This window comes from Candidatus Aquicultor sp. (genome assembly GCA_036504445.1).
Lineage (GTDB): Bacteria > Actinomycetota > Aquicultoria > Aquicultorales > Aquicultoraceae > DASXVE01.
This window is the reverse complement of sequence record DASXVE010000023.1, coordinates 1-16,479: the sequence shown is the minus strand read 5'-3', so window position 1 is coordinate 16,479 and position 16,479 is coordinate 1. Positions and strand designations below refer to the sequence as shown.

Below are 16,479 nucleotides of genomic sequence, written 5' to 3'. Positions count from 1 at the left end.
TATATATCTAAAAAGTTAACTCGAAGTAGTTGGGTTGCACACCGCGTGCGCATAAAAACGTACCGGGACACCGGCTTTATTTCGACGCGGGGCGCATCGTGCTAGCCTTGTATCGGCAAAACACCACTATAGTATATCAGAATAACAGACAAAAAGTTGTTAAGGGCATGCAACATAATCGATGGCCACAGAGAGCCGGTCGTTTCGTATAAATAGGCAAGCGCGATCCCGATAAACATAATCGGGATAAAAAGAAACGCATTGAAATGAAAGAGCGAAAAAAGCACGCTGCTTGCGATAACCCCGGCCGTAACTCCCCAACGTTGGCGAAAAGCCGGGTAAACAAATCCCCTAAAGAAAAGCTCCTCGACAAGCGGCGCGACCACGGCAACCAGAAGCGCCGCCAGAATGAACCCGAACACGCTTTTGCCGAAAATTTGTGGCAGGTTTTCGAGTGCTTGCTGATTCCCATGTATGCCAAGCCATTGCGCCACCGCGGCATATACTGCCGTGAAGAGCTTCGTTAGGAAGAACCATGCAATCGCCAATCCAAATCCCCTTGGCACATCAAATGGGCGAAACCCGAGTTTTGCCGGTGTAGCTCCGCGTTTATGCACGGCAAAATACCATAACAAGATCACTAGCAGCGCATAGCCGATAAACATCGCTAAAATGGGGGCCACTTTTGGAGAAACAAGAGCGATAAGCTTGATAATAATAAAAGAGCCACCGGTTATAATGAAAATGAACCAAACCAGGGCTAACAACGCGTCGCGTAAAGTCCAGGGCACCCTTGGGCCGTTCAGCCCGCTATCGCCGGGGGTAACTGGCACGCTCTCATCGCCCGGGACAACGACCGCTCTACCGTCGTTTGAGGCGGGCGTCCTATCGTCCTCTGGAACCGGTGCCCCTTCATTTATCTCATTGCTAATATCACTCACTCACTAACTTTTTAAATTCGTCCTCTGTTATGATTTTTACCCCGAGCGATACCGCTTTATCGTATTTGCTGCCGGCATTTTCGCCTGCAACAACGTAATCCGTCTTTTTACTAACGCTCGACGACGGCTTCCCACCCATCGACTTCACAATAGCTTCAGCTTCATCACGGGTATAGATCTCAAGTGCCCCGGTAAATACAAACGTCATACCGGCGAAACGCTTGTCTGATACGGTTTTTGCGGCGGTCTCCTGCTCCATCCGAACACCAGCGCGTTTAAGTTTCTCAATAACGCTGCGATTGCGCTCTTCATTAAAGAACTCAACGATGCTCTCTGCAATCCGTGGGCCGACCTCGGGTACGTTCACTAACTCATCCCGGGTTGCCGCAGAGAGTTTATCGACCGAACCAAAATGCTCGGCAACCACATCTGCAACATGCGATCCGACATGGCGAATCCCAAGCGCGAAGATAAGTCGCGAGAGCGGGCGTTCCTTTGAGCGCTGGATTGCATTGTAAAGATTATCCGCCGCTTTGCTTTGGAAATGTTCGATTTCCAGAAGCTGCTCCCTGCTCAGCACATAAATATCGGCGACGTCGCGGATCATTCCTTTATCCAAAAGCTGACGGGCAACCGATTCGCCCAGCCCGTCGATATCCATAGCGGCCCTGCCTGCAAAATGAAGCACGTGCTCGAAGATAACAGCAGGGCAGTTGATATTCACGCAGCGCGCAACCGCTTCGCCATCCGGGCGAACTGCCTCAGTTCCGCACACCGGGCAGTTTTTCGGCATCTGAAACTCAACCTCGGCACCTGTGCGTTTGCTTGCAACCGGCGCCACAACTTCCGGGATAACATCGCCCGCCTTTTGGATGATAACCGTATCACCGATGCGGATATCCTTACGCCGGATCTCGTCTTCATTATGAAGCGTGGCCCGGCCCACCGTTGAGCCTGCCACAACGACCGGCTCTAAGATAGCTGTTGGAGTGAGCGCACCGGTCCTGCCAACACTAATAACGATATCCTTGACCACGGTCGTTCTCTGCTCGGCCGGGAACTTATATGCAATCGCCCACCTCGGCGCCTTGCTTGTCACGCCCAGACGCTCCTGCTGCGCGTATGAATTCACCTTGATAACAACGCCGTCGATCTCGAAGGGGAGTGAATGCCGTCTGTCCTGCCAGTACTCACAGAACTCGTATGCCTCGTGGATAGATCCCACTTTCTTTATGTGCTTGTTGATCTTTAAACCTGCGGTTTCCAGGTATTTTAGAAGCTGCCACTGGTCGATAAAGGCCGCCCCGGCCACATACCCCAGTGCATATAAGAAGACGTCGAGATTGCGCTTGGCGGTAATTTTGGGATCGAGCTGCCGCAAGCTGCCGGCAGCGGCGTTTCTCGGGTTGGCAAAGAGCGGCAGGCCCTGCTCTTCGCGTTCCTCGTTGATAAGTTTAAATTGCTCCTTGGAAAGATAGGCCTCACCTCGCACTTCCAGCACATCCGGCGGCGCTTCCAAAAACAGGCGCAAGGGGAGTGCTTGGATTGTCTTAACATTCGCGGTTATATCCTCGCCGACTTCCCCATCACCTCTGGTTGCAGCATTAATAAAGATACCGTGTTCGTATACTAACGACACCGCCACGCCGTCGATTTTGAGCTCGCACACCATCTCAACTTGATCGGTGCCAAGCTCCCCTGCCACACGATTGAAAAAAGCAGTAAGCTCTTCAAACGAAAAGGCATTTGCCAGGCTTAGCATCTTTGCGCGATGGCGTACCGGCTTGAATGCTGCGGATGCCTCTCCGCCTACACGCTGCGTCGGCGAGTCAGCTGTTACAAGCTCGGGGTGCAGTGTCTCGATCTCGACGAGCTCGCGCAAGATTGCATCGTACTCTGCATCCGATATTTCAGGCTCATCCAGCACGTAGTAGCGATGGTTGTGATAATATATTTTATTTCTAAGCTCGTCAGCCCTCGCTTCAAGCTCCTTGATATCCGGTATCAAACTCACCCCTTGATGGTATCGGTAGTATTATCGTGTAGTTAGGGATATATATCACCAGCTGCACGCATTTAATTTTATCGTATTGACGTAAGAAATGAAGTACTTATTAACCGCTTGGACATTATCAATCAATCGGTGAACAATAAAAAGTAATAGCCCGTTCGCCGGGCTATTACCATTCAATACTAATCAAAACCTATTGAATCCCAAAACTGGCAGCTATCAATAAAGCTTATTAAAACTTAGTTAAGCAGCTCCGGGATTGTTGCAAGACTATAGCCCCGGCCTTTGATTTGCCGGATGAGGTCGGGGAGTATTTCAGCGGTTTTTTCGCTTCCGCAATGCACGAGAATAATCGCCCCGTTGCCAAGGCTGCCAAGAACACGTTCCTTAACTTTTTCAGGGGTCATGTCGGGCTTCCAATCAAGCGAATCGGTAGTCCAGTATATCGACCGGTATCCTGCTTTTGCTACGGCGTTAAGCACCCGTGTATCGCGAGAACCGTACGGAAATCTAAACAGTGGTTTTGAGCTAAAACCAACTGTCTGGTTGATGAGGTCATCCGTCGATTGCAACTGGTCGGAAATCTGCTTATCGGTCATCTTTGCTAGATCCGGGTGCGAATATGTATGGTTGCCTATAATATGCCCGTCGCCGGCAATACGCTTTGTTAGTCTAGGATTATCGTTAACCCATTTGCCGGTTAAGAAAAATGTTGCCTTTACATTCTCCTGCTTGAGCACATCAAGAATTCGCGGCGTGGATTCACTGGCGGCGCCCGCATCAAAGGTGAGCGCTATTTTCTTGGCATCCATTGGGCCTCGATATATTTCCTGAGCCGATGCCTTCATGCTTGCCACACTTTTCTGCAACTTTACCGCAGTGGCAGTAGCTGTTGCTTCTTTCCCCTGATTGGGATCTACGTCCGGTGGCTTCACTTTGGTCGGGACCTTGAGCGTAACGCCGACACTAAGGTCATCGCGCTTGATATCGTTCAACTCTTTAATCTTGCCAACCGTCGTCTTATTTATCTGCGCGATACCGTACAGTGTATCACCCGATTTTACCTTGTACCTGAGAATATATATTGGTTCGGTCGTCGTGGTTGTTTGTTCGGCTTTCACAACAGTCTTCTTTGCCCCTACCACTTTTTTTGCAACCTTTTTACCGGTATCGGCCGGGGTGCTCAACCAATGAGCAAAGCTGTAGCCACCGTATGCGGCTAATGATACCACACAAACCAACACCGTTAGTGCGGCAGCAATACGTTTATAGTTCCATCGCGCTAGAGAGCGCTTTTGAGGTCTAGATCTGTGTTGCGGTCGTCTTCTTTCAGGGGGTCGTTCATAATCCATGGCTCACCTCCAAAGCACAGCTACGTCACGAACTGAGATCATTACGTAAAGCCAAACAGAAATCACGCAGGCATATAGTAACCAGCGTGTTACAAAGTGAATCAAGGGGTTGCTTGTTGAATCCTAAGCTTATTATAATTCTGATACCATGATAATGCCAGTCTATACCGGTAAGAACTCGAACTTTCCCCATCCGCCGAGCGAGTCCCCGATAATAACGATAACGCCTTCTATACCAGGAATATCTTGCGCGTATTCAATCGCTTTTTTGATATCGTCTTTTGTTTGAACCAGGTTTCCTACTTTTGTAGCGGTCGCATCGGCCAACGCCCCGCTCGACGCCATAATAATAACAGCGTCAGCTTTACCAAAGCTAACCGAATGACCGACCGTCCCCGAAGACGTACAAACCGCCAAGGGCGTATCTTCGGGTTTTACAAGAATTGCAAGCTTATTACTAAGTGGTGAATCGCCGGCAAAGATACCGATATTGCGTTCGACATTGGTCTTAATAAAGATGTCGCCGCCGTTTTCAATGATAATCTCATCGCTGTATTCGAGGAGACCGGTGCCGACATACTCGGCAATCGCGCCTGCCACTGCCGCCATCGGGCCAACGCCGGCGAGCCGTGCAGCGTGTACCATAGACTTTACGATTTCAGGAGCGCTATCCGGCACCTCAATTGGCGTAAACGTATCAACAAAAATGCGATGCGTATCTATAAACGATTCAAGCTCTCCGCGGCAACGATTTACTAGATCATAAGCGACATCGGCTAGGTCGTGGGATGCGCAAATCAGGAGGTCTGTTTCTTTAACGCTTACCTCAAAGGAACTTAGGCCTTGGGCAAGCATACGGTTACGATAAAGCCGGGGTTCGTACACAAAAACACCTCAAACGACAGAATCAAGACTTGCTTTGTACGCTATCATATATTAGCTGCTGATAGAAAGAGAAATGACGTATAAAAAAGAGCCAGCTGATTGCTGGCTCTTTTTTCTAACCCGCAGGCACTCTACTTATGAGACGCCGTCTTAGTAGCACCGGCACCAGGCGATTGACCTTTATGAGCCATATCATCCTGTGCGATGGTGCCCTTGACCTCAGCAGCCAACGAACTCACAGCGGTTATTAAACTCGCCGCTTGCTCGCCGATCCGGTCACCGGCATCCTCCTTCACGCCCGTGGGGTTCGCACTTTTTTGTGATGTAGAAGCCGGTGCCTTTACAGCTGTGCTCTCATCACTTAACCTGTTGCCCGCCTTACCATATATGTCTGAAGCGGTCTTATATGCGCCGGCAGCCTTTCCGTACGCCGCCTGTACGCCCTCTCTCTCTTCCTTAAAACTTTCCGCGAATACGGGGAGTTGACTGAGTGCAATCAATAGAAGCAACCCGACAACGAGTTTTCGCATTAATAAAGCTCCTTTGTAAATCCGTCCCTAAGGTAGCTCGATTAAAGTAAGGTATAAATCTTTGGATGGTGATGCAATGTGTACGATGGTGCGTAGAAGTGTAATGCGTTGATCTATAATTCATTCACAAACTTGCTATCTTTCATACACTAAGTAATATCGGTAGATAATTGGAAATCTTTAGCAAATAATGGTTTGGCGTGCATCACGCGTAGTGGCGTCGTTCCACCATAATACAGGTATCGTAAACGACATCCGAGGGGCTGTTCTCGACATACTCTATTGCCGCTTGGCTTTCCGAGCCGGGTTGCATCCAAATAATATTGATGCCTTGCTCCACCGCCTCTTTTACGACCTTTTCGGTGACATTCGGCGGTGTTACTATATCGACAACATCCGGCTTCTCGGGAAGACTCTGTACATCAGGGTATGCCTGGTCGTCCTGTATATGCTTCTCGTTTGGGTTTACAGGATACACTTTATAGCCACCGTTCTTTAAATCGTTATAAACACGGTACCCGTATTTTCCGTGGTCGTTTGATGCGCCCACTATGGCGATAACGTTCCCTTTTCTACAAGCGCGCTCGATAGTACTCCGATTCATACCATGCACCCGCCTTGTTGGCATATAAATTTTCTAACCGGACTGTGCAAACTTTTTACCCAAATTAACTTAGTTTTTTTGCTGGGTTTCGACGGACTTCACGGACTTTGCAGTCCTAAAATCATCATTTCTACTCTTGCCTGACTGGCATCCAAGAACAAGTGATGCAACTAACATAATGATAAGCGCTGTGCTGCATAGTTTGATCATGAGCTCCCTCCTAGAACAAAAACCGGCTAGGCACATAATTGCATAACGGAACCATAGAAGGCAACTCAAAATGACCGGCGATTATTGCACGCAAACGCGAGGTTCAAGATGACGTCAAAGATAGCAAAATGTTAAAGGCCCTTGTTAAGGGCCTTTAACATGAAAACACCAGCTACATGCACCGTACACTTAATTACTTCCCAAAATAGTGCCGCATTAAACATGCGCATGGTAAAGACAATTATTGTATTGCAACTAGAGCAAACTGTGTGATGAAGCGGACGGATTAATAGAACCTAATCGCCCCGTAGATATGGTAGATGATCAACAGCATATACATCAGGATGAATAAGATACTGATCTCTAGGATGGCACGATAGCGTCGGAATAACCACACCATGGCTGCCACGAACATCGTCAGGCCGATTTTGAAACAAGCCGCTACGGCAGGGCCCACGGTAAACATGGCATCCATAATAGGGTTACCTTCTGCAAAACCGGCGTTAAGCGCCTTAAGCGTAAACATGTAGTCTGCGATGCTGAGCAAGTTAAACACTATAAGAAGAATAAGTAGAGCGATCTGGTTGTGGCGCAGATGCAACGACCCGCGTCGGAATACGAAATGATAGAAGCCTTTGCGCGTGATGTGGTTTTGCCGCCTATCAAAACCCTCACGGCGCTCCCTAACGCGAAAGCTCACCGAGTTATGTCGCCGATCTTTTTTTCGCCGGTCTATAGCAAAGCTTTCGCAACCCTCACAGTGACGCTTGCAACCACCGCGGCGATCCTTTCCTTCATAGCAGACGTATTTTTCCACTCGTCCTCCATGCGTAAGTACATTGTTAAGGCTTACCCAGCAGCCTAACTTGACTTACTTTTTAGCCACAAGCTTACATTATAAAGGGCGGTAAACTAATAATGTGATAGAGGCAATTTACTTGGCACTTAACAGTGGACTGTAATGACATGTTGTAGGACTGCAATCTCTTGCTTGACCTATTTGGTAGCAAATTATCTCGTGAGCGGACCCCTCAAGCCTTACACCGAACCTGGCCTGTATGATTGGCGTGAAAAGGTCCATTGTTGTTAGAACAATGTTCTTAAGGCACTTGTGCTGTTCCGTATTATCGGAAAGACTCTTTATCACGCGTCGTATAACCCTTACTGTTACGCTGTCAGGTTCCGCGTCGCCTTCGGCGGCTTTGAAAATCGTGCCGAAAGTCGCGATAATGCCGGACCTCATGCAGCACCCGTAAGCGGCATCGGGGCCGCAGAACTCAAGGTTATTTTCATCGCACTGTATGGTCCCGAGGGCTATAAGAATGTCCTCACTGGAAATCTTAATCGTTCCCTCATTCTTAACAGCGATAAGCATTGCAGCAGCGAAAACGAGAGCGTGTTCGCAAGGGTTTCGATACGAAGCAAGCCGGGGGTATGTCATCATAATTGATGCAAGATCGTATGGGTTCGTTGCGCGGCTTGTGCGAACTGTCTCATCAATAAAATCAAGCACAGACATGTTATAGCACGATTCGCATACAAAGTGACCTTCCGGGCACCACACATCAGTACTCGCTTGCATTCCGCAAAAGTAGCAGCTTAACGTTTCTTTGTCTTCAAGGTATTCGAGTGATACACTGCATACAGAGCAATTATCAATTCGGTCTGCCGACATAGGATTAGTTGCCCCCCTCGCATGTTTATCGTATATCGAGGTAGCGCTCACACAGTGCTGACCAGCACCAGAGTCTGTGCATCACCCGCCGGCTAACACAACATTTGGTCGCTCTTCGTTCATTAGGAATTATCACCAGGGACTAGTGCTTCTTTAGTGATCTTCCAGCTCTTGCCCTCTTTCTTAAGCTCCCAATTTATGCGATTCTTGCCAAATGTGCTGTAGCTTTGGTTTTGGGTTTCATACTTAATGTAATACTCAACATCCGCAGTCAATTTTGCCGTTTCGCTTTTAATATCGAGCGCTTTAATGGCTACGCTGGAAATATCGAAGCTTTTTATTGCCTCACCTGAATTATCATCCTTAGCGGCTGCCTCATCGGCAGCAATCAATGCGTTAATAAGCCGCTGTTGTTCGGCCAACGCACCGGTGCTCGGATCGTAATAATTCATGAGTTTCTGCTTAAATTCAGCGACTTTTGCCTTGTTGACCTCAAGGCGAGCATCATTTTTAACACGCCAACCGGCTAGAGCTGCGTTGGCGATGTCAACTTGTTTCTGTGTTTGTTCCGTTGATGATTTGTCGGAGGCATTTGATACTAAGTAACCGCCACCTACAACTGCGACCACCACCACCACACTTAAAATGATTAACGTCTTCTTGTTCATTGCTTTTAATTTACGAATCAATTTTGCGAACACGAAAGCAGCCTCCAATCAAAAAACCTTTCGCCTTCTCGTCTTAATTTTATCTAAATTAGCAGGATAAAGCAACCAAGTTAGGTGATTCCGCTGTTTATACTTGTAGGTCTTTATATATAGTGCGGGATCAGTGCTTCTCTGTATTTCAAGGCGATCCTAACGTTCGGTTAACGTATAGTGTATGGAAACCATGCGCTAAACACAAGCACCCGTTAGGATAAGAATAAAAAAGCTGTTCGCAATCAGTGAACAGCTTTTTGGGTTATATATTTATAGAATTATCAAAAGAAATAGCGTGCACTAGGTTAACCGTGTATTAAGCTTATTTGTCATTAGTACCGCTTGGCTAAGCCCCTCACGGGGTGTACACCTGCGGCCTATCAACCAGGTAGTCTACCTGGGACTTTAGAAACCTAATCTCGGGACTGGCTTCGCGCTTATATGCTTTCAGCGCTTATCCATTCCGGACGTAGCTACCCAGCGGTGCCCCTGGCGGGACAACTGGCACACCATAGGTCCGTCCACCCTGTTCCTTGCGTACTTAGGGCGGCTTCCCTCAAGTTTCAAACGCTCACGGCGGATAATCATCCGACCATCTTACAATGGTCTTGTTCCAGCTCACATCCCGCTTTAATGGAGATCAATCCAACCCTTGGGAGCTCCTGCACCCCCAGGATGCGGGGAGCCGACTACGAGGTACCAATCCGCTCCGTCAATGTGATCTATCGGGGGCGATTGGCCCCATTTTCCCGGAGAACTTTTATCCCTTGAAACGGTAGCCCTTCCACTCGGTACTACCGCGTCGCTAAGCCCGGCTTTCGCCCCTGCGCGGCCTGTCGGCCTAAGCAGTCAAGCGCCCATTCGCCTTTATGCTTCTCACACGATTTCCAACCGTGCTACAGGACACCTTTGGAGCCCTCCGTTGTTTTTTAGGAGGGTGCCGAAACAGCCGAACTGCCCGCCTGACCCTGTTCCCGCACCGGATTCACGGTGCTGGGTTAGGGCATTACGTGCCCGACGGTGGTACATACGGGTCGGATTAGCATGCAGGTTCTCCGACTCTCCCACCTTTACGTGGGGCACCACCCTGCCCAAGATCACGGCTGCAGTAAAGCTTCCGGGGGCTATAATCCTGCCGCGAGTAATCGGTCTATTCACCGATTTACCAATTTCGCCGAGTCCCTCGTCGAGACAGCGCTCGAGTCGTTATGCCTTTCGACAAGACGGATATTGTCCGCCGGGAATTCCGCTACCTTTGGGCCGCTTCCCTCACGGCCTCCGTTTACCAGGGTTTCGATTCGAAGCCTTCAGTTGAAACCATTGGGAGTTGCTGAGCTCCCAACAATCCTACCTGCATGACCTCTCCTCTTATCGATCTGGCACTGGGAAGGCATCAGCCCCAATACATCCTCTTACGAGTTAGCAGAGACCTGTGTTTTTATTAAACAGTCGCTCGAGCTAATTCATCTGCGCCTCAATTCTGGCGGCGCCAAAGCGACTGTTTATCGTGGCTAAATCGCGAAGCGATTTGCCACTTTAAACCTCCTACTTTAGCAATTCAAATATGTTGCCAGAATTGAGGTCCCCTTATCCCGAAGTTACGGGGTCGATTTGCCGAGTTCCTTAACGAGGGTTCTCTCGCACGCCTTAAGGGTTTACCCCTTAGCCTGCCTGTGTCGGTTTGCGGTACGGACACCGATCCTTTCGTTGTGGGCTTTTCTAGGCGGGTTACGCCTTGCCGGGTGGACTTCCACTCGCCCCCCGACGCGGCTCGCCCGCGTCACCCACACTATGCTAAATAAAGCAGGATCGGTGGCGCCGGAATATTAACCGGCTTATCCATCGACTACGCCTTTCGGCCTCGCCTTAGGTCCGGCTATCACCCAGTTGATGAACAGAGCTGGGAAAACCTGAGGCTTTCGGCGGATGGGATTCTCACCCATCTTATTTAGCTACTCATGCCGGCATTCTCTCTTGCCTGCCGTCCACCAATCCTCGCGAGTTGGCTTCAACCAGCAGGCAATGCTCCCCTACCGCGTCCTTTAGCCGCGCTTCACATAATTTCAGGTGGTAACTTAGTTTAAGGAATTTAGCGCTCGGTTCGCTTCGCTTACCTCGCACAAAATGTATCTCATATAAGTTACGGAGCAAAATGCAAAGCTTGTTAAAGTCCACTCATAGCTTCGGTGGCAGTCTTAGTCCCGATACATTTTCGGCGCAGGATCACTAAGGCCGGTGAGCTGCTACGTAATGCACTCTTTAAGGGATGGCTGCTCTTGAGCCCACCCTCCGGCTGTCGTCGCGGTCCTACTTCCTTACACATTACACTGAGACTACACTTAGGGACCTTAGCTGATGATCTGGGTTGTTCCCCTCTCGACCATGGACTTAACGCCCACGGCCTCACTCCCGAGAAACGATCAACGGTCTTCGAGGTTCAGCTTGGGCTCCGACCTACGAAATTAGGAGGCCGCCGCACCAAACCGTTGCCCTACCGCCGTTGATCTCATACTCGAGGCTGTACCTAAATGCATTTCGGGGAGAACCAGCTATCTCCGAGCTCGATTAGTTTTTCTCTCCTATCCACAGGTCATCCCACGGCTCTCTCAGTCGACGGGTTCGGACCTCCACGCGGTTTTACCCGCACTTCACCCTGCCCATGGATAGCTCGCTCGGTTTCGGGTCTATAGCATGCGACGATAAATGCGCCTTATTCAGACTCGCTTTCGCTCTGGCTCCGCCTCTTCGGCTTAACCCGCCACATACCGTAACTCGCCGGCTCTTATCCAATAAGCACGCCGTCACCCATCAAATGCTGTCACGAATATCTTTGATGAGCTCCGACTGCTTGTAAGCATATGGTTTCAGGAAAGTCTATTTCACTCCCCTCCCGGGGTTCTTTTCACCTTTCCCTCACGGTACTAGTTCACTATCGGTCGCTGGAGTATTTAGCCTGGCGGGAGTGGTTCCCGCAAGTTCACACAGGATGCCGTGCCCCGTGTTACTCGGGTGGCCGCCGGAAGTCTTTTACGTTTCGCTTACAGGGCTATCACCTTCTGTGGCCGGTGTGGCCAATGGACCGCACCAACCCGCTATGCGGTTTAAGAACCGCATAGCGAACAGAGCTTTCCAGCTCTTTCAACTGCGTAAAAGATTTTTTACTTCCCGAAGCTTTCCGCAGCGCTTCAGGCGGCTCCCACGACCCCCGGATGAAAATGTCCTGCGGGATTTTGTTCATCCGGGTTTAGGCTATTCCCTTTTCGCTCGCCACTACTAAGGGAATCACTTTTGTTTTCTTTTCCTCCAGGTACTGAGATGGTTCAGTTTCCTGAGTTCCCTTCCTCACCCTATATATTCAGGTGAGGATGACCGGCTTTAGTAACCCGGATTAAACCACCGGGTTTGCCGGCCGGCCGGGTTTCCCCATTCGGAGACCTTCGGATCAACGGTTGCCGCACCTCCCCGAAGCGTATCGCGTCACGGCTGTGTCCTTCATCGGCTCCTAGCGCCAAGGCATCCACCATATGCTCATAAATCGCTTAATATCGGCTTTCTAATGCACGCTATATTGTTTTCAATGAACAAGGTGAGACGCACGGTTTACGCGCCGTGCGGGCTCAAGGCTCAAGGCTGGTTGGGCTGCTCGGCCCCACCCAACAATGAAAATCGGCATCTTCACCATTGGACTTTTAGCCTTGAACCTTCAGCCCCAAGGTTTATGTGCAAACCTTGGAGATCGTCCGGACGGGTGTTGCCTGGGGGTTGCCCCCGGGGGAACCCGGAGCCGGAACTCCTGGCCGGACATCGAGCTTTTGGCATCTTAAAAGAAGAGCCTGAGCTCCAAGTTTACGCCCACACCTCTCGGTACGGGCAGTATGCCCATCCTACGACCGCCTCGTCGGAGCAGCCTCGCTACCGTCCTCCGGGTCCCAGTAAACCTCAAAAATGAGGCCCGCTGGGGTCCGGTTGGGCCGCGTAGCTTCAGCTGCTTCTTCTATGGCGGATGCGGCCGGCAATATGAAGAAAACCTGAGAACGTATTCACCGCAGCTTGATGATCTGCGATTACTATCGGCTTCATCTTCATGCAGTCGGGTTCCAGACTGCAATCCGTACCTCGGTCGGTTTTTTGAGATTTCCTCCCCCTCGCGGGATCGGCCCTCTTTGTCCCGATCACTGTCGCGTGTGTGTAGCCCAAGGTACTCAGCACATACGGATCTGCCGTCGTCCCCGCCTTCCTCCCACTTCGAACGCGGGCAGTCCCCTATGAGTGCCCGGCGTGTGTCCGATGGCAACATGGGGTAAGGGGTTGCGCCCGTTACGAGGATTTGACCTCACGCCTCACGGCACGGGCTGACGGTGACCATTCATGCCTGCCTGTGCGAGTTTCCGCGTCACCGTGGGTTGCCCACAGTTTGAACGGCATGCCAGTGTTTCCACCGGCTTTCACGCACGGGCGACCTTGGTAAGATTCTGCGCTCGAAATCGCATTAAACCACACTCGCCGCCGATTGTGCAGGTTTCCACAAGTCCCTTGGTTTTCAGCCTTGCGGCCGTACTCCCCAGGCGGGGCACTTAATGCGTTAGCTTCGCCTCCGGCCTTCCTGAGGGTCGGGAGCTAGTGCCCATCTTTTACAGCCAGGACTACGCGGGTACCAAACCGCATCGCTCCCCTGGCTTTCGTACTTTAGCGTCAGCCACGGTATAGGAAGCTGCCTTCGCCGTTTGGGGTTCTTTCCGATATCAACGCATTTTACTGCTACATCGGAAGTTCCACTTCCTTCCGCCGGGCTCTAGCCGAGTAATCTCGGCTGCCCTTCCTCCGTTTTGCGGAGGGCTTTCACAGCCGATACGCCCAAGCCGCCTACGTACCCTTTACGCCCAGTAATTCCGGACAACGCTTGCGCCCTACGTTTGACCGCGACTGCTGGCACGCAGTTTGTCGGCGCTCTTACCGGCAGGTACTTTCACGTGGTCCGGCTCTTAACCGGCCACGCTTACTCCCCACCGACTGGAGTTTACGACAGGTGTTTTCACCTGCTTTCTTCCTTCACGCGGCATTGCATCGTCACGCTTTCGCGCATTGCGATAGATTCCACCCCGCTAGCCCTTTCGGGCCCGGGCCTTGTCTCAGTTCCGGTCGGGCTGACCACCCTCTCGGGCCAGCTACCCGTCATCGGCTTGGTAGTCTTTTACACCACCAACTGCCTGATGGGGCGCAGGCTCATCTCAAAGCGGAAGCCTTGATTAAGGGCTACCTTTTCTCACGCCGCATGAGCAGTGTGAGCTTATACGGCATTAGCTCATCCCAAGTGACCTTTTTAGGGCCTCCCGGGGTGAGGTTATTCCGGTCTTTGAGGCAGGTCACCTACGTGTTACTCCGCCGTTCGCCGCGTAACCGTCCTTTTCCTAATCCATAGCAAACGTGCTACGGTTACAGAAATTGTAGGAACAGTCCGCTCGACTTGTCGGGGCAAGTGCATGCCGCCAGCGTTCGTCCTGGGCCGGGACCAGACCCGCAGATTAATAAACCTCACTGGATGCCAGGCATCACAAGCGAGGTAACAAGATTAATATTTTTGGTTTTTGTCCGGCCAATCTGTTCATTTTTCAAAGAACGATCAGGGCGATTTATATACCCGGAATCCCGGAGTTTAATCACAAATCCGGCAACTTACTTGGCCGCTAAACATGGCAATATTTATTTGCAGAAATTAAGGAATCTGAGGCGTTTCAAGACAAAAAAAGAAAGGACCTAAGACTGCCTTCGCATCGTCGCCCTTCCCCTTACCGGGGCTCGCTTAAGGGTTTTCCTGTAAGCACCTTGGATTTACCTATCCAACATACCTATCAGGTCCCTCGGCTTCATGACAACTTATGCCCAACCGCCGGTCCCATCCTCTCGGTGGGATACGCCGGTCTTGATCTGCGATCTTAAGTCCTTCCATTTTTAATTATCAAAGTGGGTAGCAAGCCACTGCTTTCTACCAATTAGTTTATACCCAGATGCGCGCTCTTTAATCAAAATAAACCATTCTTGTCCGGTAGTAAGATTTGAACTGCGCTGGGCTGGCTTATTGCCTGGTGTTTTTGACGGTAATTACTATATCGGCATTACCATAATTTTCCTTAACCTTTTTATAATTATTTCCTGAAGACTACTGAGCACCCCCCTGTTATGATTAAATAATCGATGTAGAGGTAACTCGATATCACAAGGAATAGGTACCCGATTATGGCACAGACAGGTGGAGCGGTGAATAGCTTAATGCAGAGTAATCTGCCGGTAAAAGCAGGCACGACCCTCGAGCAGACTGTTAATTGGCTGAGAGATAATGCCCTTATTGTGATTCTGGTTCTGCTGGCAAGCGCTATCATATATAGGCTGCTGAGTATTGCCATTAACCGTTCGGTGTCCCTCATTAGCAAAAACCCGTTTATATCCGAGGATCAAGCCAAGCAACGCGCGCTCACATTGGCCAACGTGCTTGATGCACTCGCGAAATTCACGATATTCTTTCTCGCCGTGCTCGTCATCCTTCAATCCACGACAAAGGTTGAGATCACAGCCCTCCTTGCGGGTGCCGGGGTTCTCGGCGTCGCAGTCGGTCTCGCGGCGCAAAGCCTGATTAAAGATTTTCTCTCGGGGTTTTTTATCCTGTTTGAAAACCAGTACAGCGTCGGCGATCTCGTACAAATCGGCAGCGATAAGGGTACCGTCGAGCAGCTGAGCCTACGCACTACCCTGCTTCGTGATTTTCAGGGAAGCCTGCACATTATACCTAACAGCCAAGTTACGGTAGTAATAAATCATTCGCGTGGTTGGGCACGCGCCGTGGTTGAGTTCGGCGTGCCTACTACGCAAAACCCCCAACGGGTACTCGACACGGTGTGCGACGAGATGACCAAGCTGGCTGATGACCCTACAGTCAAAGACGTCCTTCAAGAGCTTCCTCAGGTTACCGGTATCGAAGAATTTAGAGATAACGCGATGGTGTTCAGGATCGCAGTCCGTACGGCATCAAGTGAACAAGACCGGGTCGAGCGGCTTATTAGAGAACGGATTGCCGCCAGGCTAACGAAGGAACAAATTGAAGTTATCGGCAAGCCGGCGCAGTAAAACTGCTGATTAACGTTCCGGTTAAGCTGCGACGAGCGTCATCGCTTACAATAATCCCGCCCAATGGATGAGCGCCAATACTAGAAACACAATTGCCAGAATGTAGATAACGTTTGCGACCGCTATGCTTAACGCAAACACCCCAAGAAGCTGTAGCAACACAGCGATTACAAATATGATGAGCACCGCATAAATAATGTTCCAGAACATCCCGGAAGCCTTCGTAGCCATAATCGACCCCCTTAGCATCACTTTTTTGTACCCAGTTTTAATGTGATAAAACAAGGCGAATGCCTTCTGACACAAGGATTGAACAGCCCCGGGTTTCATAGAGACTTTGAACCTACAATTTCCAATGTTTTTTCAGATAGGTTTTCGCTTTCCTCAGACATGTTTTCACAATAATACATCGCCTCCTTTTCCGCTGGGGGAATATGACCAATTGCTTCAT

General features: G+C 50.2%; 11 protein-coding genes and 2 rRNA genes. 1 reads left to right on the top strand and 12 read right to left on the bottom strand.

The window, feature by feature from the left end:
• Window positions 1-101 precede the first annotated feature (101 nt).
• The 11 genes from VGK02_05755 to VGK02_05705 all read right to left on the bottom strand — a co-directional run bounded on the left by VGK02_05755 (window position 102) and on the right by VGK02_05705 (window position 14,434).
• Window positions 102-941: a type II CAAX endopeptidase family protein gene (locus VGK02_05755; protein HEY3374548.1), complete on the bottom strand. Its 840-nt coding sequence runs from the start codon at window positions 939-941 to the stop codon at window positions 102-104.
• Window positions 934-2,949 carry an NAD-dependent DNA ligase LigA gene (gene ligA, locus VGK02_05750; protein HEY3374547.1) on the bottom strand — a complete coding sequence of 672 codons (2,016 nt, stop codon included), beginning with the start codon at window positions 2,947-2,949 and terminating at the stop codon, window positions 934-936. Before ligA ends, VGK02_05755 begins: the two co-directional genes overlap by 8 nt.
• Window positions 2,950-3,191: 242 nt before the next feature.
• Complete coding sequence (locus VGK02_05745; GenBank protein HEY3374546.1) at window positions 3,192-4,184, bottom strand: polysaccharide deacetylase family protein; 993 nt, start codon at window positions 4,182-4,184, stop codon at window positions 3,192-3,194.
• 282 nt (window positions 4,185-4,466) lie between these two features.
• Window positions 4,467-5,189 carry a UPF0280 family protein gene (locus tag VGK02_05740; protein HEY3374545.1) on the bottom strand — a complete coding sequence of 241 codons (723 nt, stop codon included), beginning with the start codon at window positions 5,187-5,189 and terminating at the stop codon, window positions 4,467-4,469.
• Window positions 5,190-5,320: 131 nt separating this feature from the next.
• Complete coding sequence (locus tag VGK02_05735; GenBank protein ID HEY3374544.1) at window positions 5,321-5,719, bottom strand: hypothetical protein; 399 nt, start codon at window positions 5,717-5,719, stop codon at window positions 5,321-5,323.
• Between the two features lie 205 nt (window positions 5,720-5,924).
• Window positions 5,925-6,323 carry a CoA-binding protein gene (locus tag VGK02_05730; GenBank protein HEY3374543.1) on the bottom strand — a complete coding sequence of 133 codons (399 nt, stop codon included), beginning with the start codon at window positions 6,321-6,323 and terminating at the stop codon, window positions 5,925-5,927.
• Window positions 6,324-6,819: 496 nt separating this feature from the next.
• A complete protein-coding gene (locus tag VGK02_05725; protein HEY3374542.1) occupies window positions 6,820-7,350 on the bottom strand; it encodes a DUF5658 family protein in 531 nt (176 codons plus the stop codon).
• Between the two features lie 117 nt (window positions 7,351-7,467).
• On the bottom strand, window positions 7,468-8,208 hold the full coding sequence (locus tag VGK02_05720) for a DUF5714 domain-containing protein (GenBank protein ID HEY3374541.1): 741 nt from the start codon (window positions 8,206-8,208) through the stop codon (window positions 7,468-7,470).
• A 122-nt stretch (window positions 8,209-8,330) separates the two neighbouring features.
• A complete protein-coding gene (locus tag VGK02_05715; GenBank protein ID HEY3374540.1) occupies window positions 8,331-8,909 on the bottom strand; it encodes a hypothetical protein in 579 nt (192 codons plus the stop codon).
• A gap of 312 nt (window positions 8,910-9,221) precedes the next feature.
• Window positions 9,222-12,454 (bottom strand): 23S ribosomal RNA (locus VGK02_05710).
• Between the two features lie 291 nt (window positions 12,455-12,745).
• A 16S ribosomal RNA gene (locus tag VGK02_05705) occupies window positions 12,746-14,434 on the bottom strand.
• Together the 16S and 23S rRNA genes form the textbook arrangement of a ribosomal RNA operon.
• A gap of 730 nt (window positions 14,435-15,164) precedes the next feature.
• Between VGK02_05705 and VGK02_05700 the strand changes: the two genes are divergently transcribed.
• The gene (locus tag VGK02_05700) at window positions 15,165-16,028 is read left to right on the top strand and encodes a mechanosensitive ion channel family protein (GenBank protein ID HEY3374539.1); all 864 of its coding nucleotides are present in this window, start codon (window positions 15,165-15,167) and stop codon (window positions 16,026-16,028) included.
• A gap of 45 nt (window positions 16,029-16,073) precedes the next feature.
• On the opposite strand, the gene VGK02_05695 is transcribed toward VGK02_05700, so the two are convergent.
• Window positions 16,074-16,259 (bottom strand): DUF1328 domain-containing protein, encoded by a 186-nt coding sequence (locus VGK02_05695; protein ID HEY3374538.1) that lies wholly within the window; start codon window positions 16,257-16,259, stop codon window positions 16,074-16,076.
• Between the last annotated feature and the right edge of the window lie 220 nt (window positions 16,260-16,479).

Coding starts and splice junctions, on each gene's coding strand:
- VGK02_05735 (HEY3374544.1), bottom strand. CDS start 5,719: ATGCGAAAACTCGTTGTCGGGTTGCTTCTATTGATTGCACTCAGTCAA.
- VGK02_05730 (HEY3374543.1), bottom strand. CDS start 6,323: ATGAATCGGAGTACTATCGAGCGCGCTTGTAGAAAAGGGAACGTTATC.
- VGK02_05720 (HEY3374541.1), bottom strand. CDS start 8,208: ATGTCGGCAGACCGAATTGATAATTGCTCTGTATGCAGTGTATCACTC.
- VGK02_05695 (HEY3374538.1), bottom strand. CDS start 16,259: ATGGCTACGAAGGCTTCCGGGATGTTCTGGAACATTATTTATGCGGTG.